Here is a 23,152-nt window from a genome sequence, read left to right as displayed (position 1 = left end):
ATAAAGGCCGGATTTATCCGGCCTTTTGCTATTTAACGATCTGCCAAACCCAATTCTGCGCGGGGGTAACAATCTCCGGCAGCGGAATATCCCAGTGTTCCACCGGCACCTGTTCGACCTGCTGGCAATCATGGGCCAGGCCTATCGGATAAGGGCCACGGTGTTGCCAGTTTTGCAGCGTGCGATCGTAGAAGCCACCCCCCATCCCCAGGCGCTGGCCCGCGCTGTCAAAGGCCACCAACGGCGTCAGTACCACGTCGAGCGAGCCCAATGGCAGCACGTGGCGCACGTCGAGCTCGGGCTCGAGAATGTTGAAGCGGTTGTGCACCAGCGGCGTTTCAGGGGTGTAATGCAGGAATAACAGATTACCCTTGCTGAACGGGTGCAATACGGGCAGATAAACCTGCTTGCTCAACTGCCACAGCCGTTCAATCAACGGGCGGGTATTTAGCTCACCGTCGAACGACAAAAATACCGCGATATTCTGCGCTGCCAGGATGCGTGGATGTGCAGCGATGCGTTCAGCTATCTGCAGGGAGGATTGTTGTTGTTGTTCAGGCGTTAGAGCGCGTCTACGCTGACGGATTTGATTTCGGATATTTTGCCGCTGCTGGGCATACTGGGCTTGAAAAGACATAGTCAGCACACATACCGCTGAGGAAGGGGGAATCTCCGAGATGCCGTCGCAGGCTGTAACCCTTGAACCCATGGTTCAAGGTGAACGTGCTGTCGCAATCTTAAGGCTTCTCGGCGGGCCGAGCATGCACACCGATCGCGGATCATCACATTCTGTTGGTACTAAATATCGGCTCAGGGGACTGGCCCGCTGGCGAACATCTCAGAGAAATTTTTTACTCATTGCCAAAACCTGAGGTTTCAGCAACTTAAGTTATTCGAATTGTGCATCCTGACGTTCAGAGATGCGACCCTGTTCAAGCAAAGCCTGTTCAATGGTCTGTTGCAGCATGCGAATGCGTTGTTCCATATTGGACGCATAATCACGGGTTTTCAACCGTTCTTGAGCAAGTTCATGACAAACGTTCAATGCTGCGATGAAAACGAGCTGCTCAGTATTTGTGACTCTAGTGCGAACTTTAAGATCTTGCAACCGTTCGTTAAGATCGACCGCGGCCATGTTCAACGCATCTTGTTGTTCTGGCGGGCAATTGACTCTTAAAGAGCGACCAAAAATTTGAATATCTACCGGTTGTGCAGACATGCCACCTTCCTGCCTAAATTTCGCGCCAGCCCCAGCTTGCCCTGACCGGGCCTACCAAAGCGGGCGCCACTATATATACCTCGGTACCAAGATACAACCCCTTTTTCAGTACCTGGTTGTAATCTACTGCGTCAGACATTACCAGTCAAAAAAGGGTTTCAAAATGCGTATTTAGCGTCATTTCGTCCCCTGCCGGCAGCGTGTGAGTTCTGACACATCACGATTATAACTAGCCACTGAGGTGTCGCGCTTATCTGGTACAGCGACGGACCTTGGTGGTAGCATAACACGAACTTATCCTGCCAACGATGACGAATGCGCATGTCTATACAGAATACATTTCCAAGTTACCAATCTTTGACCGTTGCTCTCAACCAGCAAGCGGTGGCGTTAACCGCAGCAGAAATGCACGGCCTGATCAGCGGCCTGCTGTGCGGTGGCAGCCGCGACGCTGGCTGGCAATCGCTGGTCTACGATCTGACCAATGAAGGCGTGGCCTTCCCGCAGGCGCTGAGCCTGCCGTTACAGCAACTTCATGAAATAACGCGTGAAACGCTGGAAGACGACGACTTCATGTTCCAATTGATGATGCCGGAAGGCGAAACCGTCAGCGTGTTTGACCGCGCCGATGCGCTGGCCGGTTGGGTGAATCATTTCCTGCTGGGGCTGGGCATGATGCAGCCCAAGCTGGCGCAGGTGAAAGACGAAGTGGGCGAGGCGATCGACGATCTGCGCAATATCGCTCAGCTCGGTTATGACGAAGACGAAGACCAGGAAGAGCTTGAGCACTCTCTGGAGGAAGTGGTGGAGTACGTGCGTGTGGCGGCCATTTTGTGCCACACCGAATTTACCCGCCATAAGCCGACGGCGCCGGAAAATGCCAAACCGACCTTGCACTAAACACCCGATTTCACGTCCTTAGCGGCCGTGAGCACAGGCAGATTGATTTCAGGAGAAGGTGATGACTCAGCAGGAATTCAACGGCCGCCGTCAGGCGCTGTTGGCTAAAATGGCTCCGGCCAGCGCGGCAATTATTTTCTCTGCGCCGGAAGTGACGCGCAGTGCAGATACCGAATATCCCTACCGTCAGAACAGCGATTTCTGGTATCTGACCGGCTTCAACGAACCGGGTTCGGTGTTGATTCTGGTCAAGAGCGACGAGACGCACAACCACAGCGTGCTGTTCAACCGGGTGCGCGACCTGACGGCGGAAATCTGGTTTGGCCGTCGCCTGGGGCAAGAAGCGGCTCCGGCGAAACTGGGCGTGGACCGCGCGCTGCCGTTCGATGAAATCAACGATCAATTACCCCTGCTGCTCAATGGCCTGGACGTGGTTTACCACGGGCAGGGCCAATACGACTACGCCGATAAAATCCTGTTCGACGCGCTGGACAAGCTGCGTAAGGGTTTCCGCCAGAATCTTCAGGCACCGGCGACCGTGACCGACTGGCGTCCATGGGTGCATGAAATGCGCCTGTTCAAATCGTCTGAAGAGCTGGCGATCATGCGCCGCGCCGGTGAAATCAGCGCGCTGGCCCATACCCGCGCGATGCAGAAATGCCGCCCCGGCATGTTCGAATACCAGCTTGAAGCGGAAATTCATCACGAATTTACCCGCTTTGGCGCTCGTTATCCGTCTTACAACACCATTGTCGGCGGCGGTGACAACGCCTGCATTTTGCACTACACAGAAAATGAAAGTGAATTGCGCGATGGCGATCTGGTGCTGGTCGACGCCGGCTGTGAGTATAAAGGCTACGCGGGCGACATCACTCGTACCTTCCCGGTCAATGGCAAGTTCAGCCGGCCGCAGCGCGCGGTGTATGACATCGTGCTGGCATCGCTGACGCGTGCCCTGGAGCTGTTCAAACCGGGTACCAGTATCCGTGAGGTCAATGATGAGGTGGTACGCATCATGATCACCGGGCTGGTGGAACTGGGGATCCTGAAGGGCGAAGTGGAGCAGTTGATTGCCGAACAGGCCCATCGTCAGTTCTACATGCATGGACTTGGCCACTGGCTGGGGCTGGATGTGCACGACGTCGGGCATTACGGCACGCCAAACCGCGACCGCACGCTGGAGCCGGGCATGGTGTTTACCGTCGAGCCAGGGCTGTACATCGCGCCGGATGCCGACGTGCCGGAAGAGTACCGCGGCATGGGCATTCGCATTGAAGATGACATTGTGATCACTGCCAACGGTAATGAAAACCTGACCGCCAGCGTAGTGAAAGACGCTGACGCCATCGAAGCACTGATGGCGGCGGCAAGGTAACGGCATGAGCGTAATTATTGTTGGCGGCGGCATGGCGGGCGCGACCTTGGCGCTGGCCATTTCATCGCTCACTCAGGGAAGAATGGCGGTTGATCTGGTCGAAGCCACCCGACCGGACGATCGTAGCCATCCGGGATTTGACGCCCGCGCCATTGCCTTGGCGCAGGGCACCTGCCAACAGTTGACGCGTATCGGCGTTTGGCCGGCATTGCGCGATTGTGCGACGGCCATCACCGAGGTACACGTCAGCGATCGCGGTCACGCCGGGTTCGTTAATCTGTACGCGCAAGATTATCAGGTTGACGCGCTAGGGCAGGTGATTGAACTGCACGACGCCGGGCAACGGTTGTTTGCGTTGCTGGCCAAGGCACCCGGCGTCACGCTGCATTGTCCGGCCAGAGTGGTCGATGTGGTGCGCACGGCGGAGCAGGCCGAGGTATTGCTGGATAATGGTCGGCGTATCAGTGGAAAATTGCTGGTGGCAGCGGACGGCTCGCGCTCGGCGCTGGCTCAGGCCTGTAATCTGCAATGGCAGCAAAGTGACTATCCGCAGTTTGCCACCATCGCCAACGTAACCACGGCAGTGCATCCGCAAGGGCGTGCCTTTGAGCGTTTCACCCGCTACGGGCCTTTGGCGCTGTTGCCAATGTCCCAGGGGCGTAGCTCATTGGTGTGGTGCCATGCACGCGAAGATCGTGAACAGGTTGATGCGTGGGACGATGCACGCTTTATCAGTGAATTGCAGCAGGCGTTCGGCTGGCGATTGGGGCGGATCCTGCGTGCCGGTAAGCGCCACAGCTATCCGCTCAGCCTATTGACCGCTAATCAGCACGTCAGCCATCGGCTGGCTCTGGTGGGCAATGCCGCCCAGACGTTGCATCCGATCGCCGGTCAGGGGTTCAACCTTGGCCTGCGCGACGTGATGTCGCTGGCGGAAACGCTGGCCCAGGCACAGCAGGACGGGGAAGATCCCGGTGGCTATGCGTTGTTGAGTCGTTATCAACAACGCCGCCAGCAGGATCAGCAAGCGACGATTGGCGTCACCGACGGTTTGATCCGGCTGTTCGCCAACCGTTACGGTCCTTTGGTGGTCGGACGTAATCTCGGTCTGATGGCGATGGCCCAATTGCCGGCGGTGCGTGATGCCTTTGCCAAGCGGACTTTGGGCTGGGTAGATCGCTAGGCAATAATCAGTAGCGGCGCAGCGTGTTGCGCCCAAAAGCGCTGGGCAATCACTGCGCAGCGCGTCATTTAAGGAAATTAAGCAGCATGCAATCATTTGATGTGGTTATCGCCGGTGGCGGTATGGTGGGGCTGGCACTGGCTTGCGGATTGCAGGGCAGCGGCCTGCGCGTTGCGGTGCTGGAGCATCAGCAACCGGATATGACACCGCCGCCGCCACAGCCGGCACTGCGCGTATCCGCCATCAACGCCGCCAGCGAGCGCCTGCTGCAGCATATTGGCGTCTGGGACGAGATCCTCAACCTGCGCGCCAGTGCCTATAACGCGATGGAAGTGTGGGATCGCGACAGCTTCGGCAAGATTGCCTTCCGCGGTGACGAATGCGGCTTCAGCCACCTCGGCCACATCATTGAAAACTCGGTGATCCAGCAGGCGTTGTGGAAACGGGCGGCAAGCCTGAGCGATGTCACGCTGATTACCCCGGCGGCGCTCAAACAGGTAGCCTGGGGCGAAAACGACGCGTTTATCACCCTTGAGGACGGCCGCATGCTGACTGCCCGGCTGGTGATCGGCGCCGACGGCGCTCACTCCTGGCTGCGTCAGCATGCCGATATCCCGTTGACCTTCTGGGACTACCGCCATCATGCGTTGGTGGCCACCATTCGCACCGAAGAGCCGCATTTGGCGACGGCGCGTCAGGTATTCCACGGCGACGGCATTCTGGCATTTCTGCCGTTCAGCGATCCGCATTTAAGCTCCATCGTCTGGTCGGTTGCTCCTGAAGAGGCCGAACGCCTCAAGCAACTGGAGCCCGAGCAGTTTAACCGTGAGTTGGCGATGGCCTTCGATCTGCGCCTTGGCGCCTGCCAGTTGGAAAGCGAACGCCAGACCTTCCCGTTGACCGGGCGCTATGCGCGTAGCTTTGCTGCACACCGTCTGGCATTAGTGGGCGATGCTGCCCATACCGTACATCCGTTGGCTGGCCAGGGGGTCAACCTGGGCTTTATGGACGCCGCCGAGCTGATCGCCGAATTGCGCCGCCTGCAACGTCAGGGCAAGGACATCGGTCAACACCTGTATCTGCGCCGCTATGAGCGTCGTCGCAAACACGGTGCAGCGGTCATGCTGGCCAGCATGCAAGGGTTCCGCGAACTGTTTGACGGCAATCACCCGGCGAAGAAGTTGCTGCGCGATGTCGGGCTGCGGCTGGCTGACAGCCTGCCGGGCGTGAAGCCGAAGCTGGTGCGCCAGGCTATGGGCCTGAACGATCTGCCGGATTGGCTGGCCTGATCACCGCCTGAGAGAGACCGGTTTGCCGGTCTTTCTGTCTTGTTTCCCCGTAGCGTTATCGCTCTCCAAAGGCGCAGATCTGCGCCTTATGCCCATAGCTTTTCCTTATATAACCCTTCATTTGAAATAATCTAATTTCAGGCTGTTTTTACCATTACTTTTTCTAATTCCATAACCGGTTATCAAAAGTCGAAATTCCGTCTCTGGCCGTGGGTTTGTTATATAACTTCGGATTTTTGGTGCTCTAATTGTTGGTTTTGTGCCTTAAAGCGCAGTTTTCCAGTTTAAAACTCTGCACACTAGCCCAGCTTTTTACTGGCGCAGAACGCCGTCCAGCCTATTTTAACTTATGGTTAATGTGGTCGTTCGGTGATAACGTCAGGGCAAAGGTATCGTTTGCGTCGCGGCGATTTGCCGCAGTTTTTGTCAATTTCGACGCAGCGTTTCTGTTGGGCAGTCAGTGCGCCACGCAATCCGGCCACGAGCCATAATCTGACGTATTGCGTAGCAGCACCCTATCTTCAGCTTCTGAGTGGAATGAGGGAAAAGATGGCAAAGCAAACCCCACTGTACGACCAGCACGTGGCGTGCGGTGCGCGCATGGTAGATTTTCATGGCTGGATGATGCCGCTGCATTATGGCTCCCAGATCGATGAGCACCACGCCGTGCGTCAGGATGCCGGTATGTTCGACGTCTCCCATATGACCATTGTTGATTTGCGCGGTGCCCGTACCCGTGAATTCCTGCGTTACCTGCTGGCGAACGATGTCGCCAAGCTCACCCAGCCTGGCAAAGCGCTGTACACCGGCATGCTGAACGCGTCCGGCGGCGTAATCGACGACCTGATCGTTTACTTCTTTACTGAAGACTATTTCCGCCTGGTGGTGAACTCCGCCACACGCGACAAAGACCTGGCCTGGATCGAAGAGCACGCAGCGCCGTATGGCGTAACGCTGACGGTGCGTGACGATCTGGCGCTGATTGCAGTACAGGGCCCACAGGCCAAAGAACGCGCGGCTACCTTATTCACCCCGGAACAAAAAAACGCGGTTGAAGGCATGAAGCCTTTCTTCGGCGTGCAGGCAGGGGATCTGTTTATCGCCACCACCGGTTATACCGGCGAAGCGGGTTATGAAATCGCCCTGCCGAAAGAGCAGGCGGCGGATTTCTGGCAGCAACTGCTGGCGGCAGGCGTTAAGCCAGCCGGGCTGGGCGCGCGTGACACGCTGCGTCTGGAAGCTGGCATGAACCTGTATGGCCAGGAGATGGATGAAAGTATTTCGCCGTTGGCCGCCAACATGGGCTGGACCATCGCCTGGCAGCCGGAAGATCGTCAGTTCATCGGTCGTGACGCGCTGGAAAAACAGCGTGAGCAGGGCACCGAACAACTGGTCGGCTTGATCATGACGGAAAAAGGCGTATTACGTAATGAGCTGCCGGTGCGTTTCACCGATGCGGCAGGCCAGACGCATGAAGGGGTGATCACCAGCGGTTCATTTTCACCGACCCTGGGCTTCAGCATCGCCCTGGCCCGCGTCCCTGCCGGTATCGGCGAACAGGCTATCGTACAGATCCGCAACCGTGAAATGCCGGTCAGGGTCACCAAACCTGGCTTTGTGCGTGCCGGTAAGTCACTGATTAATTAATTTTTGTTTATTGATTCTTTATTTCTTCGAAGGAGTAGCTGGCGATGAGCAATGTGCCAACAGAATTGAAATACGCATCCTCCCACGAGTGGGTTCGTTCAGAAGGTAACGGCGTTTACACCGTAGGTATCACCGAACACGCGCAGGAACTGCTGGGCGATATGGTGTTTGTTGATTTGCCAGAAGTGGGCCGCGTCGTTGCCGCAGGCGAAGATTGCGCCGTGGCGGAATCCGTTAAGGCGGCATCGGACATTTACGCGCCAATCAGCGGCGAAATCGTAGCGGTAAACGCTGAACTGGAAGGTTCTCCGGAGCTGGTGAACAGCGAGCCTTACGGTGAAGGTTTCCTGTTCCAGATTAAAGCATCAGACGAGAGCGAGCTGGCGAACCTGCTGGACGCCGGTGCTTATCAGGCTTCTATCGACGAGTAATCCATGCAACGCCCCAGGTCTTTCTGCCGGGGCGTTTTAGTTCAGGCTATATCCCGTACCACGCCAGAATTCAGGAATTTGTAGCAATGACTCAGACACTCAGCCAACTTGAACACAGCGAAGCGTTCATCGAACGTCACATCGGCTCTTCTGCAGAACAACAGCAGCAGTTGCTGGAAGCGGTGGGCGCACGCTCGCTCAGCGCGCTGATCCAACAGATTGTGCCGGCAGACATTCAACTGCCTGCGCCGCCGCCGGTGGGCGATGCGGCAACTGAACATCAGGCGTTGGCCGAACTGAAGGCGATTGCCTCGCAGAATCAGCGCTACAAATCCTATATCGGTATGGGCTACAGCGCGGTGCTGACGCCGCCGGTGATCCTGCGCAACATGCTGGAAAACCCAGGTTGGTACACCGCTTATACCCCGTATCAGCCAGAAGTATCCCAGGGCCGTCTTGAGGCGCTGTTGAACTTCCAAACCCTGACCCTGGATTTGACCGGTTTGGATCTGGCGTCCGCCTCGCTGTTGGACGAAGCCACCGCGGCTGCCGAAGCGATGGCGCTGGCCAAACGCGCCAGCAAGCTGAAAGACGCCAACCGTTTCTTCGTGGCTGATGACGTACATCCTCAGACGCTGGACGTGGTGCGTACCCGCGCCGAAACCTTCGGTTTCGAAGTGATCGTGGATAAAGCCGAGAAAGTTCTGGAGCTGCAAGGCGTGTTTGGCGTGCTGCTGCAACAGGTCGGTACCACCGGTGAACTGCACGACTACAGCGCACTGCTGGCCGAGCTGAAGAATCGTAAAATCGGCACCAGCGTGGCAGCCGACATTATGGCGTTGGTGCTGCTGACCGCTCCGGGCAAACAGGGAGCCGACGTGGTGTTCGGTTCTGCACAGCGTTTCGGCGTGCCGATGGGCTACGGCGGCCCACATGCCGCCTTCTTTGCCTGTCGCGACGAGTTCAAACGCTCAATGCCGGGCCGTATCATTGGTGTTTCCCGCGATGCCGCCGGCAACACCGCGCTGCGCATGGCGATGCAAACCCGTGAGCAACATATCCGCCGCGAAAAAGCCAACTCGAATATCTGTACCTCGCAGGTGCTGCTGGCCAACATAGCCAGCCTGTATGCGGTGTACCATGGCCCGCAGGGCCTGCAACGCATCGCCGGGCGCATCCATCGTCTGACCGACATTCTGGCCGCCGGGCTGCAACAAGCCGGGCTGGCATTGCGCCATAAAACCTGGTTCGACACCCTGACGATAGAAGTGAAAGACAAGGCCGCGGTGCTGGAACGTGCATTGAGCTTCGGCATCAACTTGCGTACCGACATTCACGGTGCCGTAGGCATTACGCTGGACGAAGCGACCTCACGTGAAGACGTGCAGACGCTGTTTGCCTTGCTGGCGGGTGACGATCACGGCCTGGACATCGACGCGCTGGACGCCGCGGTGAGTAAAAACAGCCAGTCGATCCCGGTCGCCATGCTGCGTCAGGATCCGATCCTGACTCACCCGGTGTTTAATCGTTATCACAGCGAAACCGAGATGATGCGCTATATGCACCGTCTGGAACGCAAGGATCTGGCGCTCAATCAGGCGATGATCCCGCTGGGCTCCTGCACCATGAAGCTCAATGCCGCGGCGGAAATGATCCCGATCACCTGGCCTGAATTCTCCGAACTGCACCCGTTCTGTCCACCGGAGCAGGCGGCAGGTTACCAACAAATGATTGGCCAACTGTCGCAGTGGCTGGTGCAACTGACTGGTTATGACGCAGTCTGCATGCAACCGAACTCCGGCGCACAGGGTGAATACGCCGGTTTGCTGGCGATCCGTCGTTACCATGAAAGCCGCAATGAAGCAGGCCGTCATATTTGCCTGATCCCAAGCTCTGCGCACGGCACCAACCCCGCTTCCGCGCAAATGGCGGGCATGAGCGTGGTGGTGGTCGCCTGCGACAAGAACGGCAACATCGATCTGCATGACCTGCGCGTCAAGGCAGAACAGGCGGGCGAAGAACTGTCTTGCATCATGGTGACCTACCCGTCGACCCACGGCGTGTACGAAGAAACCATCCGTGAAGTGTGCCAGATCGTTCACCAGTTCGGCGGCCAGGTCTACCTCGACGGCGCCAATATGAATGCGCAGGTGGGCATCACCACCCCAGGTTACATCGGGGCGGACGTTTCGCACCTTAACCTGCATAAAACCTTCTGTATCCCGCACGGCGGCGGTGGCCCAGGCATGGGCCCTATCGGCGTGAAAGCACACCTGGCCCCGTTCGTTCCAGGCCACAGTGTGGTGCAGATCGACGGCGTGACCACCCAGCAGGGCGCGGTCTCCGCTGCGCCGTTCGGCAGTGCTTCTATCCTGCCAATCAGCTGGATGTATATCCGCATGATGGGCGCGGAAGGGTTGAAGCAGGCCAGCCAGGTGGCAATCCTTAATGCCAACTATATTGCGACCCGTTTGAAGGACGCGTACCCAGTGCTGTATACCGGTCGCGATCATCGCGTGGCGCATGAATGTATTCTCGATATTCGTCCGCTGAAGGAAGAAACCGGTATCAGCGAAATGGATATCGCCAAACGTTTGATCGACTACGGCTTCCATGCGCCGACCATGTCGTTCCCGGTGGCGGGCACGCTGATGGTTGAGCCAACCGAGTCGGAGAGCAAGGTCGAACTGGATCGCTTTATCGATGCGATGTTGGCGATTCGCGCAGAAATTGACCGGGTAGCAAAAGGTGAATGGCCGCTGGAAGATAACCCGCTGGTAAACGCCCCACACGTGCAGGCGGAGCTGGTCAGCGATTGGCAGCACGCCTACAGCCGTGAGCTGGCGGTGTTCCCTATCGCCGGAGTACGTGAGAACAAATACTGGCCGAGCGTGAAGCGTCTGGATGACGTGTACGGCGATCGTAACCTGTTCTGTTCCTGTGTGCCGATGAGCGACTACGAATAAGCTTATTCGGCGAGGTTTGCCATCAGGAAGCAGCGCATTATGCGCTGCTTTTTTTATGGCTAAACCCTGAGGGTTTTCTTGCTTATATATTTGATTAATTACTGGTTATTTTATTTTTCTTCAGTTTGTTACCCCGATCGTTTAAGACTCTCTCCAGTTTACTTTCCGTTTAAACCCCTGCGGCTAAATTGTCATCAGCAAACTATTTTGCAGGGAAGATTTACTGACAGGGAGTGCACTATGAAAAAGTTGGCTATCGCAATCGTTGCGGCTTTACCCTTGTGTTCCGCGCAGGCAATTGAGACTTATGACGTTCGGAATAACAGCGGCCAAACGGTGTTTAAACTGAACTTCTACGGTCCAACCGATGGCAGTTATTTAAATGATGATGGCGTTCCAAAACACTCCACCCGGGTGTTGGATGATGCTAAAAAATCTCAGGTGATCAGCGCCGCGCAACGCTGGGCCGATATTATCAAACCCCTGCCAGGCAAATTGCCGGGCGTAATCAACGTCGGCACCTTTGACGACGAGAATGCGGGAGCGATGAGCCCAGACGTCAGTGATGCCGCATTTAGCCTGACCCAGCTTCAGGCAGTGTTGCAGGGCCAGGATGCCGGCGAATTGAACAGCGGTGCCCATGCCGTCGTCCAGATCGGGAAAATGGATTTTACCCCTGGCCAGGCTTCGCCAGCACTGATCCCCACCGATCACCGTGCCGATCTGGAAGTCATCATTTTTCATGAAATAGCTCATGCATTAGGCATCAGCGCTGATGCCGGTGTGGCTGATGGTGTGACCCAGTTTGGCCCGACGTTCGGCAGCTGGAGTTCGCACCTGTTTGATGACAATGGCAACCCTGCACAGCCGGGGCAGGCTATCTTGTGTACTAAGTGTGAGGGGCCGGACGACCCTTCGGCCTTTGACGTACGCAAAGATCGGGGTTATTTCGCCGGTAGCCACGTCAAGGAGGTATTGGCAGGCGCCATGCCGGGTGTTCCGGTGCGTATTCTCGGTGTGCTGGGCGATCTGGATGATGATTACATGTCCCACATTGAACTGGATCGCAGCTTGATGAGCCACCAAGACTACCGCAATTACACCATAATGATGGAAGCCGAGCTGGCGCTGCTGCAGGACATGGGGTACGGCATCGACCGCCGTAACTTCTTTGGTCACTCGGTGTACGGCAGCGGTCTGGATATGGTTAACCAACAAGGATATTTTGCGCGCAACGCCGCAGGTACTGGGTATATCGACGGCAAGGCCAATACCGCAGCCCGAGGTGTCGGGTTGCACATTTATGGCAGTAATAATCGGGTCGAGCAGCGCGGCGATATTTTGGCGGATGGTGTTGCCGCTGCAGGTATCAGAATTGATGGCGCAGGGAATACGCTCAGTATTGCACCTGGCGTGCGGGTGCAGGCCAACGGCGATTACGGCACCGGCTTATTGGTGGCTTACGGAGATAGCCACAGCATTATTCAACGCGGCAGCCTGGAAGCGACCGGTAAAGAAGGCATCGCCGCCAGGCTGGATTTCGGCAACAACCTGCTGGGCAACGAAACTGAATACCGTGGCTCGTATATCTGGCAGTGGGCTGGGGTCGACCTGTCCCAATACCGCGCTGCGCCGTTGGTGTCTAACTTCGATATCACCGGCTCGTTGAAAGGAGCCAAAGCGGCCATCTACCAGTCGGTGAATGCATTGGCCGGTGCGATTAACGTGATGCGCGGCGCCGATATTCAGGGCGACATAATTTCCGATTATGCGCAACGGGACGAAAATAACCAGGCTCGCCTCACTCGCTTAACATTCGGCCTGCAGCCAGATGCGCAGGGGCAGGTCACTGCGCTGGCGGATAACAGTTTTGATTTCACCTATAACGGCAATATCCGCGGCAAGGATAACCTTGCGCTGGTGGCCGAAGGCGGGAAAACCACGCTGAACGGCGACCATCAGGTCTATAGCGTGGATATCCAACCGGGCGCCCAGTTGGCGGGCAACAGCCGCTATGGGCTGTCGGATGCCGGGTTGTTTACCAACAATGGCTTACTCACTACCGGGGCTTCTTTTGGCAAGCTGTCAATCAACGGTAATTATCTTCAAGGACCACAGGGGCGCTTGCAACTGACATTTGACAGTCTGGGGCAGGGGGATCAAGTACAAATCAGCGGCAAATCCAGTCTGGGCGGGGCTCTGGAGCTGCTGCCGGTCAAAGGTTGGTATGCCTCGGACTGGCAGATGAACAGTACTTCCCTGCTGCAATTAGGCCAGGTCAGCGGTGAATTCGAGCAGTTGAGCATTCAGGCACAGTCACCGACGCTGAGCTTCCGGGTGGCACCACTGGAGGACGGGCAATATCAAATCAGCGCAACCCGTGACGCATCGGCCTACAGCCAGTACGCGCAGACTGCGAATGAACGAAATGTGGGTCTGGCGTTAGCCCATGCTGCGGCGACGGTGGGGGATGACCTGCGGCCGTTACTGACCGCGCTGGACTTCTCCAGCCCCGAAGGCCGGCAGGTGAATAGCGCGTTGGCTCAACTGGAGCCGTCGGCTTATAACAGCCTGATTCAGACCTCATTTGACCGCGAACGCCAGTTAACCCGGGCATTGACTGCGCCGGAACGCAATCTGACGTTGGCACCCACCGGCGACGAGCCAGATTGGATCAGCTTTGCTCTGCCTTACGGCGGTGGCAATTGGCAAAATAATACGGGCAATATCGCCGGTTACAACGCATCGCGTTATGGCGTGCTGTTCGGTGCCGAGAAACGTAACGGGCTGGTAGCGGGCCTGACCACCGGGTTCCACGCGGCGGTCGGCGGGCAAACGGTCAATGCCAAAAGCGCCGATCGGGCACGTACGAACAGCACCTCATTTGATGTTGGCTTGCAGTTCAATTATGCGCAGGACGTGATGGCCGGGCCTTTCGCCTACGGTCTGGGCCGCATAGGGGCGGAGGATAATCAGATGAAGCGCCAGTTTGATGTTGCCGGCATCAGCGGTACCAGCAAAAGTCACTGGACGGCCTGGAATGGGTCATTGACCTTGGGCGGCGGCTATCATTTTGCGTTAACCGATACCTTCAGCCTCGGCCCGGTCGCGGCGCTGGACTATACCGCGACTACTCATCGCACAATCAAAGAGTCCGGGTTCGGTACCGCGCCGCTGCAGATTAAGGGGCGTTACGCCGACTCGCTGCAAAGCACGCTCGGCGTGGAGGCACTGTACCAGCAGCCGTTGCAGGGCTCGCAGGCATTGTCAGCCACTTTGCGCCTGGGTTGGCAACATGAGTTGTTAAGCAACAAAGTGACCCAGCGCGCTCAATTTGTGGGGTATAACGCCTCTGCCTTTGATAGCGAAAGCACCTTGGCCGGGCGTGATACGTTGGCCGCACAGGCCGGTGTGCAGTATCAACTCAACCAGGCGGTCTCTTTGGGCGTCGGCGTTTCCAGCGAACTGTTACGCCAGGGCAGTCATTCATTAGAGGGTAACGTTGCCGTAACCTGGCGCTTCTGATGTTTAAACCAGCTTGCCGCTGAGCGAATTTCAATAACACTTTTCGGCTAGATGTATTATCAAGGGACACGGCATGATGCAGTGTCCCTTTTCAATTATCGCCGCAGGGCCATCTGAACGGCGTGAGGATCCATGATGAGAGCAGCAATCGTAAACGCATTAGGGCAGGCACCGGTGTTTGGCAATATCGACGAACCGGTAGCGCGTGAAGGGGAAACGGTGATCGCGGTGAGCGTGGCCGGCATCAAACAACTGGATCGCGCCATAGTGGCCGGAACGCATTACTCAAGCCCGAAGATCTTGCCGATCGTACCCGGCACCGATGGCGTTGGCTACGCGCCGGACGGTCAACGGGTCTATTTTGCCTCCTTCCGCCAGCCGCACGGTGCGCTGGCAGAACGTAGCCTCGCCTCCTGGACGGTGCCGGTGCCGAAAGGGGTGGATGATGCTACCGCCGCCGCGTTGATTAACCCGGCGTTTGCTGCCTGGCTGCCACTGCACTGGCGTGCCGAGTTACAGCCCGGTGAAACGGTGCTGATTGTTGGCGCGACCGGGACGTCAGGCAAGCTGGCAGTGGCGGCTGCACGTCAGGCGGGGGCGGGACGAATTGTCGCAGCCGGTCGTCGCCAGAGCGTGCTGGATGCGCTGGACGTTGATGCTACGGTCGATCTTGGACTGGAAGGGGCTGCACTGACACAGGCTTTCGCCGCCGCAGCGGGGCCGCATGGCTATCAGGTGATTGTCGATTATATCTGGGGGGCAGCGACCGAAGCCTTGCTTGCGACGCTTAACAACCATGATTTGTCTTCCTACGCAGGTGGACGCGGCATACGTTTGGTCAACGTCGGATCGATGGCCGGGCCGGATATCCGACTGCCGGCGGCGGTGTTGCGCAGTAATCAACTACAAATCATCGGCAGCGGCACCGGCAACTTCCCGCCGGTGGCTGAAATGAAAAGATATGCCAGCGAAATTCTGGCATTGGCGGCGGCAGGGCAGATTTCGGTCGAAACCCAGGAGCACGGCTTATCAGAGATCGCTGAAGTCTGGGATCTGAACAAGAAAAGCGACGTGCGTTCGGTGATCCGTATTGCCCAATAGGCGGCTAGCGGCAATAGCAAACCAGGTGGATATCTTCCGGTTCGCGGGCGAACAGCTCTGCATCCGGCTGATCAATCACCTGGCAGCCCTGCGACAGGTAGAAATCCACGGTGTTTTTATTGGGGATTGAGGAGACGTACAGCCCCTGAGCCCCGCCTTTTCTGGCCTGCTGCAGACAACGGCGGAATAGGATTTTGCCCAGCCCTTTACCGCGTTGGGCGGCACCGACGTAGAAAAACAGCAGTTGGTGCAAGTCCTGTTGCGGGCCGCGTGGCAAGGTATCTACCGCCGCAGCAGCGACAATCTGACCTTTTTCGAACAGGGCGAAAAATGCCCCGCCGCGGGCAAAGCATTGTTCATGGATCGGCGTATAGGTTTCCCGATCGTGTGGATCCCAGCCGCGTACATCGTAATAGTCACTGTAAGGCTGTAACTCCCCGTCTTGCAGGCGATAAAGAGTATCAATAATTTCACTGCGGTCGATCTGCCACAGCGCATCAAGCTGGTGCCGCTGCAGTAAAATGGGATCGGTCATGGGGAGTTAGTTCTCCGTCGGTATCAGGTAACTTTCCGGTAGGTCGATGACAAACCCGATGCCGCGTTCATCAAGCCCTTCGGTGATCCTTAGCTGCGCCCCGATTTTATCGGCCAGGTTTTTGGCAATGGCTAACCCCAGGCCGCTGCCTGTCTGCTGGACGCCAGGCACGCGATAAAAACGCTCAAACAGGTGTTTTTGGTATTCCCGGCTCACGCCGGGGCCATTATCACGCAGGGTAATATAGCAGCCCAAGGGGGACAACGAACGGATGTTGGCTTCGATCCTGCCGCCGGGCGGTGCGTATTTGATGGCGTTTTCCAGCAGGTTGGTAAAGATGGTGATCAGCGAATGGCGATCGGTATCGATCACCACGTTTTCACTGCCCTCGAGCGAAAGCTCAACGTTCTTCTCCATTGCGTAGGGCACGTGTTGAGCAATGCATTTGCTGATTTCTGCGTAGATATCCACTGCTTCAATCTTGAGCGGAAAGTCTTCCGACTCCAGCTTGGCCAGATCAATCAGCTGGCGCGACAGCGATGCGGCGCGATCCAGCCCCTGTTGCATGTCGCCAATAATTTCCTGCCGTTCGGTTTTATCCGCCACCTGAGTCAGCAGGTGCAGCTGTGCCAGCACGGCGGCAATCGGGGTGCGCAGTTCGTGGGCGGCATCCGCCATAAAGCGTTTTTCCCGCTGGTTGGCGGCGTCGATACGCGTCATCAGCTTATTGATTTCTAGCACCACAGGCCGAATTTCCTGATACTGCGCGCGTACATTGATCGGCGATAAATTGCCTGGTTTACGGTCAGAGATGGTACGGGCAATTTGCCGCAGCGGTCGCAGGCTGAAGTAGGCGGTGATCAGCAGCGTGACAATGATCGCCGCCAGGATCACCAGCAAAGGGATCGCGGTACTTTCCGCCGGATTGCCGAAAATGGTGGTCCGGTTGTCAAAGGATTCGCCGACAATCACCCGATATTTTTGTTTATCGCTCCAACTGCCGGCGATATGCCACTTCACGTTGGCGTAACTGATGGTGCCGGACAGCACTGAAGGGGGCAGGAATAATGCTTTGTCCTGTTGCGGCGAGGCGTAGATCATCCGATTACTGCTGTCGTAAACAACGAATAACGGGCGATAATCTATCTCGTCTTGCATACCGTTTTTAATCGAGTCGATATACATGACTTCGATATCTTTAATGATATCGGTGTAATTTTTGTCGGTGATAACAGTCTTATCGAGAATATTGGCGATGCCTTGTGCGACAATGCGTTGCTGATTATCCAGGTACTTTTCAGCATCTGGATAATAAAGGTATTTTACCCAGCCAAGCAATATTCCCCAGAGCACCAGTATGGCCATTACCTGGAAAACAATGGTTCGCATGAAAAAGGATTTGAAGCTAATCATCCCTGAGACTCTTTTTTCAATAAATACCCTATGCCGCGTACGGTAATAATTCTCTCCTTGCCAATTTTTCGTCGCAGATTATGCATGTGCACCTCAAGAGAATTACTTTCTACATTATCGCCATTGCCGAACAGACGCTGTTCCAGGGCGGCCTTACGCACCACGGTACCGGCGCAACGCATCAGTTCGTGCAACAGGCGGTACTCTTTTTTCGACAGCAGCAGCAGTTCGTCGTCCAGCGTGACCTGGTGGTTCATCGGGTCCAGATACAGGTTGCCCAGGCTCCAGGTTTGGGAGGCAAACCCCGCCATGCGCCGGTTTACCGCCTTCACGCGGGATATCAGCTCAGGCAGGGCAAAAGGCTTTGCCAGAAAATCATCTGCGCCGGAATCCAGGCTGTTGACCAGGCTTTCAATGCGGTCACGGGCGGTGAGAATAATGATCGGAATATTTTGGCCGGCAGCGCGCCATTCGATCAGTTTTTTCAAGCCATCGCCGTCTGGCAGGGTGAGATCCAGCAGCATTAAATCAAAGCTGCCCTCAGACAATTTATGTTGTGCATCATGGACTAGCCGCACCCAGCACAAATCAAACCCGGCCAGCTCCAAAGCACGGCACAGGGCTTTGCCCAATTGCAGATCGTCTTCCACAAGCAATATGTTCACTTGATATCCGGTTTATGTCACGGCGCTGGCGGCTATATAACTACAACCGCAAGGGGAAGACAACGACGTCATCCCGTTTGTTCGCTCCTTCTTAAGCAAACCTTAATCTGGGATTAATTTGACGTTAAGGGAGCCCCGTCCTTTTTCAAGTACGCTCGACTCTGAATAAATCATTCAGGTGGAAAAAATGCGTATCGACAATCTTTCAATGAAGGCTGCCCGCTTAGGCGCAAGTTTATTGTTGGTATTGACCATGCTGTCTTTCCACGTCGATGCGCAAGATGGGGATCGTGGCGGCCCATTGTTATCCACCCTGCCTCTTATTCAGCATACGGAGTCATCGGATTTTTATAAAAGCTTAAAACCACGCATTAAAAAACAATTGCGGCGCCTGGTGGCGCTACAACCCTTTATTAAATAATAAGGCAGATACGGTGAAAAATACCCTGGGTTATTCCGCGGCCACGTTATTGGTGTTATTCCCTCTGCAGGGGCTTACGCAAGATGGCGCAGAGGCGTCATTGAAATTCAGCGGCGGCATGGCCGTGGCGCCGGACTATCAGGGAGCTTCCGACTACAGTGCCGTGCCGCTGTACGATATTGAGGCCGGTTACGAGAAGTCTGCCTGGGGTGACTTCAGCCTCGGGCTGCAAAACGGTGCTCGCTGGCAGTTGCCGTTATCCGGGCCCTTCGGTATAGCCCTATTGGCTGGTTATGACGGTGGGCGTGATGAAGAGGTGAAAACGCTGCGGGGTCACAACAAGCGGCTGAAAGGCATGGGCGATTTGGGTGGCGCTTTTGAAGCCGGTATTGAGCTGAGCTATAAATTTGCCCCTTTTCGCACTTACGTTAAGGGAATGCAGGCCACCAAAGCACGGCGTTATGGGGATGAGGACCTGGGGCATACTGCATACGTCGATCTGGGTATCGCGGCAGTTTATCCGCTGAGCGAGGCATTGACGTTTTCAACCGATTTGAGCACCACCTGGGCCAACAAGGGTTACCAGCGTGGTTATTTTGGCGTGACGCAGCAACAGGCGAAGCAAACGTCATTCGCCGCGTATCGACCGGGTAGCGGCTTTAAGCAAGCCACGCTTACCGGCGTGCTGAACTACCAATTGACGCCAGAAATTGCCTTTCAGGGCGGTGTGAGTCTCTATACTTTGTTGGGCGACGCGGCCAAAAGCCCGATCGTCGAGAAAAAAACGGCCGGCATCGCCTTCCTGAGCGCCAGCTACAGTTTCTGACTTCCCAACCAGAGAAAGGAACGACATGACGAAAGTTGTATTGGTTACTGGCGCCAGCCGCGGCATTGGCCGCGCCACGGCGTTGTTATTGGCCCGACAGGGTTATGCGGTGGGCGTTAACTATCTGAAAGATGAGGCCGCGGCGGCGCAGGTGGTGGCGGAAATTGAAGCCATGGGCGGTCGTGCACTGGCACTACGGGCGGATGTCGCCGATGAAAATCAGGTGGTGGCGATGTTCAATGCACTGGATGTCGGCCTTGGCCCGATCAGCGCGCTGGTTAACAACGCCGGTATCTTGTGTCAGCAGACGGGGATTGAGCAACTGACCGCCGAGCGCATCAATAAGGTATTGAGTACCAACGTTACCGGTTATTTTCTCTGTTGCCGTGAGACGGTGAAGCGCATGGCGCAGCGTCATGGCGGCCAGGGCGGGGCGATCGTCAATGTCTCTTCCGCTGCCGCGCGCCTCGGCGCTCCGGGAGAATACATCGACTATGCCGCCTCCAAAGGGGCGGTAGACACGCTTACCACCGGGCTGGCGCTGGAGGTGGCTGCGCAGGGCATCCGCGTAAATGCCGTGCGGCCAGGGCTGATTTATACCGAAATGCATGCCAGCGGCGGCGAGCCGGGGCGCGTTGATCGGGTAAAAAGCAGCCTGCCGATGCAGCGTGGCGGCACCCCGGAAGAGGTGGCGGAAATCATCGTCTGGTTACTGTCCGATGCCGCTTCTTACGTCACCGGCAGCTTTATTGAAGCCGCCGGCGGCCGCTGACGGCGGCTTATCCCTCGTGCAGTAGCGCACTGCGGAATGAGAGTATGTGCGCCTGCGCCGCATTGGCGGCTGCATCATCGTCCTGCGCGGCCAGTGCGGCGATAATCGCCCGATGCTCCTCTATCACCTCTCGCATGTGGCCTTCGCGTGATAGCGTGCTGGCCCAAAAGCGCTGTGCTCGGGCATGCAGTACGCTCAGAATGTCGGCCAGCATATTATTACCGGCGATTTGCGCCAACTGCTGGTGGAATTGATGATCCAACGTCATCATTTTTACTCGATCGCGTTGCTGACTGGCGGCTTCGATTTGTTGATTGAGATCCGTAAGCTCGGCGATCTGGGGGGCCGTAATTCTCTTGCTCGCCAACCGCATACACAGCATTTCATTGGCCAAACGTACTTCAATCAATTCCAGCGCATCATCCATCGAAAGCGGCGCAACCATCACCCCTTTACGCGGGATCACCTGCAGCAATCCTTCATTGGCCAGCCGGTGGATCGCCTGATTGATCGGCGTTCTGCCCATGTCCAGCTCGCTCATCACCTGAGCGGTATTGAGATATTCACCAGGTTTATAACTTAACGTCACCAGCGCCTGCTTAAAGCGTCGGTAGGCGAGTTCATTCAGTGACAGCCCGGCTTCCTCTGCCGTCGGGAGTTCCGGGCTCTCTGCGTCAAGGGTCATCACGTTCTGCTCCTGCAAGACGAAAGTTTTTAGACATAGTACACAAAAACATGGCACGGAAATCGCTTATTTGGTAACTAAAGATATAGTGAAATTTCACAGTATTTTAACCAAAGAGGCACAAACGCCATGAGACTGACCTTTACTTTACCCGAATCCAGCGGCACTGGGGTGTTGGATGTCGAGATCGATCACCTGGTGATTGCCGGCTGGACCGGCCGGGATCGCGAGGCGATCCTGCACCATATCAGGGAGCTGGCCGAGCTCGGCGTGCCCCAACCCAGTGCAATTCCTCTGTTTTACCGGGTGGCGGTTAACCAGCTCAGCCAGAGCGAACGTATCGAAGTTATTGGCAATGCCAGCTCCGGCGAAGCGGAACCGTTGATCTTCACACATCGCGGTGAATTGTATGTCTCGCTGGCTTCGGATCATACCGATCGTCAGTTGGAGGCGCACAGCGTGGCCCTGTCCAAACAGCTCTGCGTCAAGCCGGTGGCTCGTGCCGCCTGGCCGTTGCGTGAGGTGATCGCGCACTGGGACTCGTTGATCCTGCGCTCGTGGATCAAGGAAAACGGCGAATTCCAGCTCTATCAGCAGGGCCGTCTGGCCAGCCTGCGTACTCCGGGCGATCTGCTGGATCGCTACCTGAGTGGCCAACAGTTACCGGAAAGTGGGCTGACAGTGCCTCAGCCGCAAGACGGTCTGGCGATGGCCTGCGGTACGGTGGCGGCGATTGGCGGCATCCGGCCGGCGACCGAATTCCGTATGGAACTGGTGGATGAGGTGCTGGGGCGGACCATCAGCCACCATTACAGCAGCATTGAGCTGCCGGTGGTGGCCTGATGAAAAAGCTGACGTTATCCCAGGCCGCTTCAGGCCTGTCCAACGGCGAATTTACCGCCGCGCGGTTAACCGCTGACGCATTGTCACAAATTGCGGACGAGCAGGGAGAGGGGCGGCGCACCTTTACTCATGTGTATGCTCAATGGGCTCAGGAGCAGGCCCTGGCGGCCGATCGGCGGCGTGCCGCGGGTAACCCGTTGTCGGCGCTGGACGGCGTACCGGTGTCGGTCAAAGACCTGTTTGATGTTGCAGGGGAAGCCACCGCGGCCGGGTCGCGCGTACTGGCCAGTGCGCCAGTGGCTAATGCCCATGCCGCCGTGGTGGCGCGTTTGTTGCAAGCGGGCGCGGTGGTGATGGGCAAAACCAACATGACCGAATTTGCCTATTCCGGGCTGGGGATCAATCCCCACTACGGTACGCCCGCTAATCCCTGGGATCGCAGCGCTCGTCGTATTCCCGGCGGTTCGTCCTCGGGGGCTGCGGTGGCGGTGAGCGACGGCATGTGTTTCGGCTCGATAGGCAGCGACACCGGCGGTTCGGTGCGGATCCCGGCGGCCTTCTGCGGCCTGACCGGCTATAAGCCCACCGCCAGCCGCATTAGCAGCGGCGGCCTGCTGCCACTTTCCCCTTCACTGGATTCGATAGGCGTAATTGCTCATGACGTTGCCGGGTGCCTGGCGCTGGATACGGCAATCGCCGATCGGCCGCTGCAACCACAGCAGAAAAATTTGAGTCAGGCATGCTTCGCCGTCCCGCAAACCCTGGTGCTGGATGGCCTGGATCGGGAGGTCACCACCGCGTTTCATCTCAGCCTGCAACGTTTGACGCAGGCTGGGGCGCAAATTGAATTTATTCCCTGTCAGGAGTTCGCCGAGCTGGCGGCGATCAATGCCGACGGCGGTTTTAGCGCGCTGGAGTCCTGGCACTGGCACCGGGCTTTGATTGCCGAACATGCCGATGCTTATGACCCTCGGGTGCTGTCACGCATTCGTCGCGGCCAAACGCTGGATGAAAACAACCTGCAGCAATTACGGTCACAGCGCGCCGATTGGCAACGGCGGGTGAGTACCGCAGTGCAAGGATTCGATGCGTTGCTGATGCCGACGGTGCCCTTCGTTGCCCCGACCCTTGCCGAGTTGGAAGCAGATGAAGAAGCCTATTTCCGTATCAATGGCGCCGTGCTGCGTAATCCTTCGGTGATCAATTTCCTCGACGGCTGTGCATTGTCATTGCCGTGCCAGCAGGCCGATGCGGCACCGGTTGGCCTGATGGTGGCCGCACTGCCTTTGCATGACGAAGCGCTGCTGGGGTGGGCGCTGGCAATCGAACGTTGCCTCGCCGGCGCGTGATTTTTAC

The 23,152-nt window shown here is 56.9% G+C and carries 20 protein-coding genes and 1 other RNA gene; 14 read left to right on the top strand and 7 right to left on the bottom strand.

Annotation, left to right across the window (positions count from 1 at the left end; all coding sequences use genetic code 11):
* Positions 1 to 28: 28 nt before the first annotated feature.
* The 3 genes from H0S68_RS20285 to zapA form a co-directional block, all read right to left on the bottom strand.
* Entirely contained in the window at positions 29 to 637 is a 609-nt protein-coding gene (locus tag H0S68_RS20285; RefSeq protein ID WP_020828500.1) for a 5-formyltetrahydrofolate cyclo-ligase, read from the bottom strand.
* A 28-nt stretch (positions 638 to 665) separates the two neighbouring features.
* A non-coding RNA gene (gene ssrS, locus H0S68_RS20280) (6S RNA) lies at positions 666 to 848 on the bottom strand.
* A gap of 41 nt (positions 849 to 889) precedes the next feature.
* A complete protein-coding gene (zapA, locus tag H0S68_RS20275; RefSeq protein ID WP_012146623.1) occupies positions 890 to 1,219 on the bottom strand; it encodes a cell division protein ZapA in 330 nt (109 codons plus the stop codon).
* Between the two features lie 321 nt (positions 1,220 to 1,540).
* Between zapA and H0S68_RS20270 the strand changes: the two genes are divergently transcribed.
* The 9 genes from H0S68_RS20270 (at position 1,541) to H0S68_RS20230 (ending at position 15,636) form a co-directional block, all read left to right on the top strand.
* The gene (locus H0S68_RS20270; protein WP_041414927.1) at positions 1,541 to 2,119 is read left to right on the top strand and encodes a YecA family protein; all 579 of its coding nucleotides are present in this window, start codon (positions 1,541 to 1,543) and stop codon (positions 2,117 to 2,119) included.
* A 61-nt stretch (positions 2,120 to 2,180) separates the two neighbouring features.
* Positions 2,181 to 3,494 (top strand): Xaa-Pro aminopeptidase, encoded by a 1,314-nt coding sequence (gene pepP / locus H0S68_RS20265; RefSeq protein ID WP_020828498.1) that lies wholly within the window; start codon positions 2,181 to 2,183, stop codon positions 3,492 to 3,494.
* Positions 3,495 to 3,498: 4 nt separating this feature from the next.
* Positions 3,499 to 4,677, top strand: a complete 1,179-nt coding sequence (ubiH, locus tag H0S68_RS20260; protein ID WP_020828497.1) for a 2-octaprenyl-6-methoxyphenyl hydroxylase — start codon at positions 3,499 to 3,501, stop codon at positions 4,675 to 4,677.
* 86 nt (positions 4,678 to 4,763) lie between these two features.
* On the top strand, positions 4,764 to 5,966 hold the full coding sequence (gene ubiI, locus H0S68_RS20255) for an FAD-dependent 2-octaprenylphenol hydroxylase (RefSeq protein ID WP_046372700.1): 1,203 nt from the start codon (positions 4,764 to 4,766) through the stop codon (positions 5,964 to 5,966).
* A gap of 549 nt (positions 5,967 to 6,515) precedes the next feature.
* A complete protein-coding gene (gene gcvT / locus H0S68_RS20250) occupies positions 6,516 to 7,613 on the top strand; it encodes a glycine cleavage system aminomethyltransferase GcvT (RefSeq protein WP_048760857.1) in 1,098 nt (365 codons plus the stop codon).
* A 44-nt stretch (positions 7,614 to 7,657) separates the two neighbouring features.
* Positions 7,658 to 8,044 carry a glycine cleavage system protein GcvH gene (gene gcvH / locus H0S68_RS20245; protein WP_020828494.1) on the top strand — a complete coding sequence of 129 codons (387 nt, stop codon included), beginning with the start codon at positions 7,658 to 7,660 and terminating at the stop codon, positions 8,042 to 8,044.
* An 86-nt stretch (positions 8,045 to 8,130) separates the two neighbouring features.
* Complete coding sequence (gcvP, locus tag H0S68_RS20240) at positions 8,131 to 11,010, top strand: aminomethyl-transferring glycine dehydrogenase (protein ID WP_410528989.1); 2,880 nt, start codon at positions 8,131 to 8,133, stop codon at positions 11,008 to 11,010.
* 240 nt (positions 11,011 to 11,250) lie between these two features.
* Positions 11,251 to 14,535, top strand: coding sequence for an autotransporter domain-containing protein (locus H0S68_RS20235; protein ID WP_410528988.1), 3,285 nt, complete (start codon positions 11,251 to 11,253; stop codon positions 14,533 to 14,535).
* 135 nt (positions 14,536 to 14,670) lie between these two features.
* Positions 14,671 to 15,636, top strand: coding sequence for a zinc-binding alcohol dehydrogenase family protein (locus H0S68_RS20230; protein WP_187963010.1), 966 nt, complete (start codon positions 14,671 to 14,673; stop codon positions 15,634 to 15,636).
* A gap of 4 nt (positions 15,637 to 15,640) precedes the next feature.
* Here H0S68_RS20230 and H0S68_RS20225 read toward each other — a convergent pair whose 3' ends face one another.
* From H0S68_RS20225 to H0S68_RS20215, 3 genes are read right to left on the bottom strand one after another with little or no spacing between them, the layout of a single operon-like run.
* The gene (locus tag H0S68_RS20225; RefSeq protein ID WP_149573833.1) at positions 15,641 to 16,171 is read right to left on the bottom strand and encodes a GNAT family N-acetyltransferase; all 531 of its coding nucleotides are present in this window, start codon (positions 16,169 to 16,171) and stop codon (positions 15,641 to 15,643) included.
* Between the two features lie 6 nt (positions 16,172 to 16,177).
* A complete protein-coding gene (locus tag H0S68_RS20220; RefSeq protein WP_410528987.1) occupies positions 16,178 to 17,584 on the bottom strand; it encodes an ATP-binding protein in 1,407 nt (468 codons plus the stop codon).
* On the bottom strand, positions 17,581 to 18,249 hold the full coding sequence (locus H0S68_RS20215; protein WP_048760848.1) for a response regulator: 669 nt from the start codon (positions 18,247 to 18,249) through the stop codon (positions 17,581 to 17,583). The genes H0S68_RS20220 and H0S68_RS20215 overlap by 4 nt, the downstream gene beginning before the upstream one ends.
* 187 nt (positions 18,250 to 18,436) lie before the next feature.
* Between H0S68_RS20215 and H0S68_RS20210 the strand changes: the two genes are divergently transcribed.
* Genes H0S68_RS20210 through H0S68_RS20200 form a run of 3 tightly spaced genes read left to right on the top strand, consistent with a single transcriptional unit; the run spans position 18,437 to position 20,268 of the window.
* Entirely contained in the window at positions 18,437 to 18,670 is a 234-nt protein-coding gene (locus tag H0S68_RS20210) for a hypothetical protein (protein ID WP_187961875.1), read from the top strand.
* Between the two features lie 13 nt (positions 18,671 to 18,683).
* Entirely contained in the window at positions 18,684 to 19,496 is an 813-nt protein-coding gene (locus H0S68_RS20205) for a MipA/OmpV family protein (RefSeq protein WP_217331827.1), read from the top strand.
* A 25-nt stretch (positions 19,497 to 19,521) separates the two neighbouring features.
* On the top strand, positions 19,522 to 20,268 hold the full coding sequence (locus tag H0S68_RS20200; protein WP_142814472.1) for an SDR family oxidoreductase: 747 nt from the start codon (positions 19,522 to 19,524) through the stop codon (positions 20,266 to 20,268).
* A gap of 7 nt (positions 20,269 to 20,275) precedes the next feature.
* Here H0S68_RS20200 and H0S68_RS20195 read toward each other — a convergent pair whose 3' ends face one another.
* Positions 20,276 to 20,953, bottom strand: coding sequence for a GntR family transcriptional regulator (locus H0S68_RS20195; protein ID WP_046372709.1), 678 nt, complete (start codon positions 20,951 to 20,953; stop codon positions 20,276 to 20,278).
* Positions 20,954 to 21,082: 129 nt separating this feature from the next.
* Here H0S68_RS20195 and H0S68_RS20190 point away from each other — a divergent pair, with 129 nt between their 5' ends.
* Positions 21,083 to 21,796 carry a DUF2848 domain-containing protein gene (locus H0S68_RS20190; protein ID WP_128865163.1) on the top strand — a complete coding sequence of 238 codons (714 nt, stop codon included), beginning with the start codon at positions 21,083 to 21,085 and terminating at the stop codon, positions 21,794 to 21,796.
* On the top strand, positions 21,796 to 23,145 hold the full coding sequence (locus H0S68_RS20185) for an amidase (protein WP_410528986.1): 1,350 nt from the start codon (positions 21,796 to 21,798) through the stop codon (positions 23,143 to 23,145). The genes H0S68_RS20190 and H0S68_RS20185 overlap by 1 nt, the downstream gene beginning before the upstream one ends.
* The last annotated feature ends 7 nt before the right edge of the window (positions 23,146 to 23,152 follow it).

This window comes from Serratia sp. AXJ-M, assembly GCF_046531865.1.
Lineage (GTDB): Bacteria > Pseudomonadota > Gammaproteobacteria > Enterobacterales > Enterobacteriaceae > Serratia > Serratia liquefaciens.
Note: the sequence above shows the minus strand (reverse complement) of the source record. Positions and strands in the feature narration are given on the sequence as shown.

What these genes read in the sequence shown, in the direction of transcription:
- zapA (WP_012146623.1), bottom strand. Translation starts at nt 1,219, where the DNA reads ATGTCTGCACAACCGGTAGATATTCAAATTTTTGGTCGCTCTTTAAGA.
- H0S68_RS20195 (WP_046372709.1), bottom strand. Translation starts at nt 20,953, where the DNA reads ATGACCCTTGACGCAGAGAGCCCGGAACTCCCGACGGCAGAGGAAGCC.
- ubiH (WP_020828497.1), top strand. Translation starts at nt 3,499, where the DNA reads ATGAGCGTAATTATTGTTGGCGGCGGCATGGCGGGCGCGACCTTGGCG.
- H0S68_RS20285 (WP_020828500.1), bottom strand. Translation starts at nt 637, where the DNA reads ATGTCTTTTCAAGCCCAGTATGCCCAGCAGCGGCAAAATATCCGAAAT.
- H0S68_RS20190 (WP_128865163.1), top strand. Translation starts at nt 21,083, where the DNA reads ATGAGACTGACCTTTACTTTACCCGAATCCAGCGGCACTGGGGTGTTG.
- H0S68_RS20185 (WP_410528986.1), top strand. Translation starts at nt 21,796, where the DNA reads ATGAAAAAGCTGACGTTATCCCAGGCCGCTTCAGGCCTGTCCAACGGC.
- H0S68_RS20235 (WP_410528988.1), top strand. Translation starts at nt 11,251, where the DNA reads ATGAAAAAGTTGGCTATCGCAATCGTTGCGGCTTTACCCTTGTGTTCC.
- H0S68_RS20225 (WP_149573833.1), bottom strand. Translation starts at nt 16,171, where the DNA reads ATGACCGATCCCATTTTACTGCAGCGGCACCAGCTTGATGCGCTGTGG.
- gcvP (WP_410528989.1), top strand. Translation starts at nt 8,131, where the DNA reads ATGACTCAGACACTCAGCCAACTTGAACACAGCGAAGCGTTCATCGAA.
- ubiI (WP_046372700.1), top strand. Translation starts at nt 4,764, where the DNA reads ATGCAATCATTTGATGTGGTTATCGCCGGTGGCGGTATGGTGGGGCTG.
- pepP (WP_020828498.1), top strand. Translation starts at nt 2,181, where the DNA reads ATGACTCAGCAGGAATTCAACGGCCGCCGTCAGGCGCTGTTGGCTAAA.
- H0S68_RS20200 (WP_142814472.1), top strand. Translation starts at nt 19,522, where the DNA reads ATGACGAAAGTTGTATTGGTTACTGGCGCCAGCCGCGGCATTGGCCGC.
- H0S68_RS20230 (WP_187963010.1), top strand. Translation starts at nt 14,671, where the DNA reads ATGAGAGCAGCAATCGTAAACGCATTAGGGCAGGCACCGGTGTTTGGC.
- gcvH (WP_020828494.1), top strand. Translation starts at nt 7,658, where the DNA reads ATGAGCAATGTGCCAACAGAATTGAAATACGCATCCTCCCACGAGTGG.
- gcvT (WP_048760857.1), top strand. Translation starts at nt 6,516, where the DNA reads ATGGCAAAGCAAACCCCACTGTACGACCAGCACGTGGCGTGCGGTGCG.
- H0S68_RS20210 (WP_187961875.1), top strand. Translation starts at nt 18,437, where the DNA reads ATGCGTATCGACAATCTTTCAATGAAGGCTGCCCGCTTAGGCGCAAGT.
- H0S68_RS20270 (WP_041414927.1), top strand. Translation starts at nt 1,541, where the DNA reads ATGTCTATACAGAATACATTTCCAAGTTACCAATCTTTGACCGTTGCT.
- H0S68_RS20220 (WP_410528987.1), bottom strand. Translation starts at nt 17,584, where the DNA reads ATGATTAGCTTCAAATCCTTTTTCATGCGAACCATTGTTTTCCAGGTA.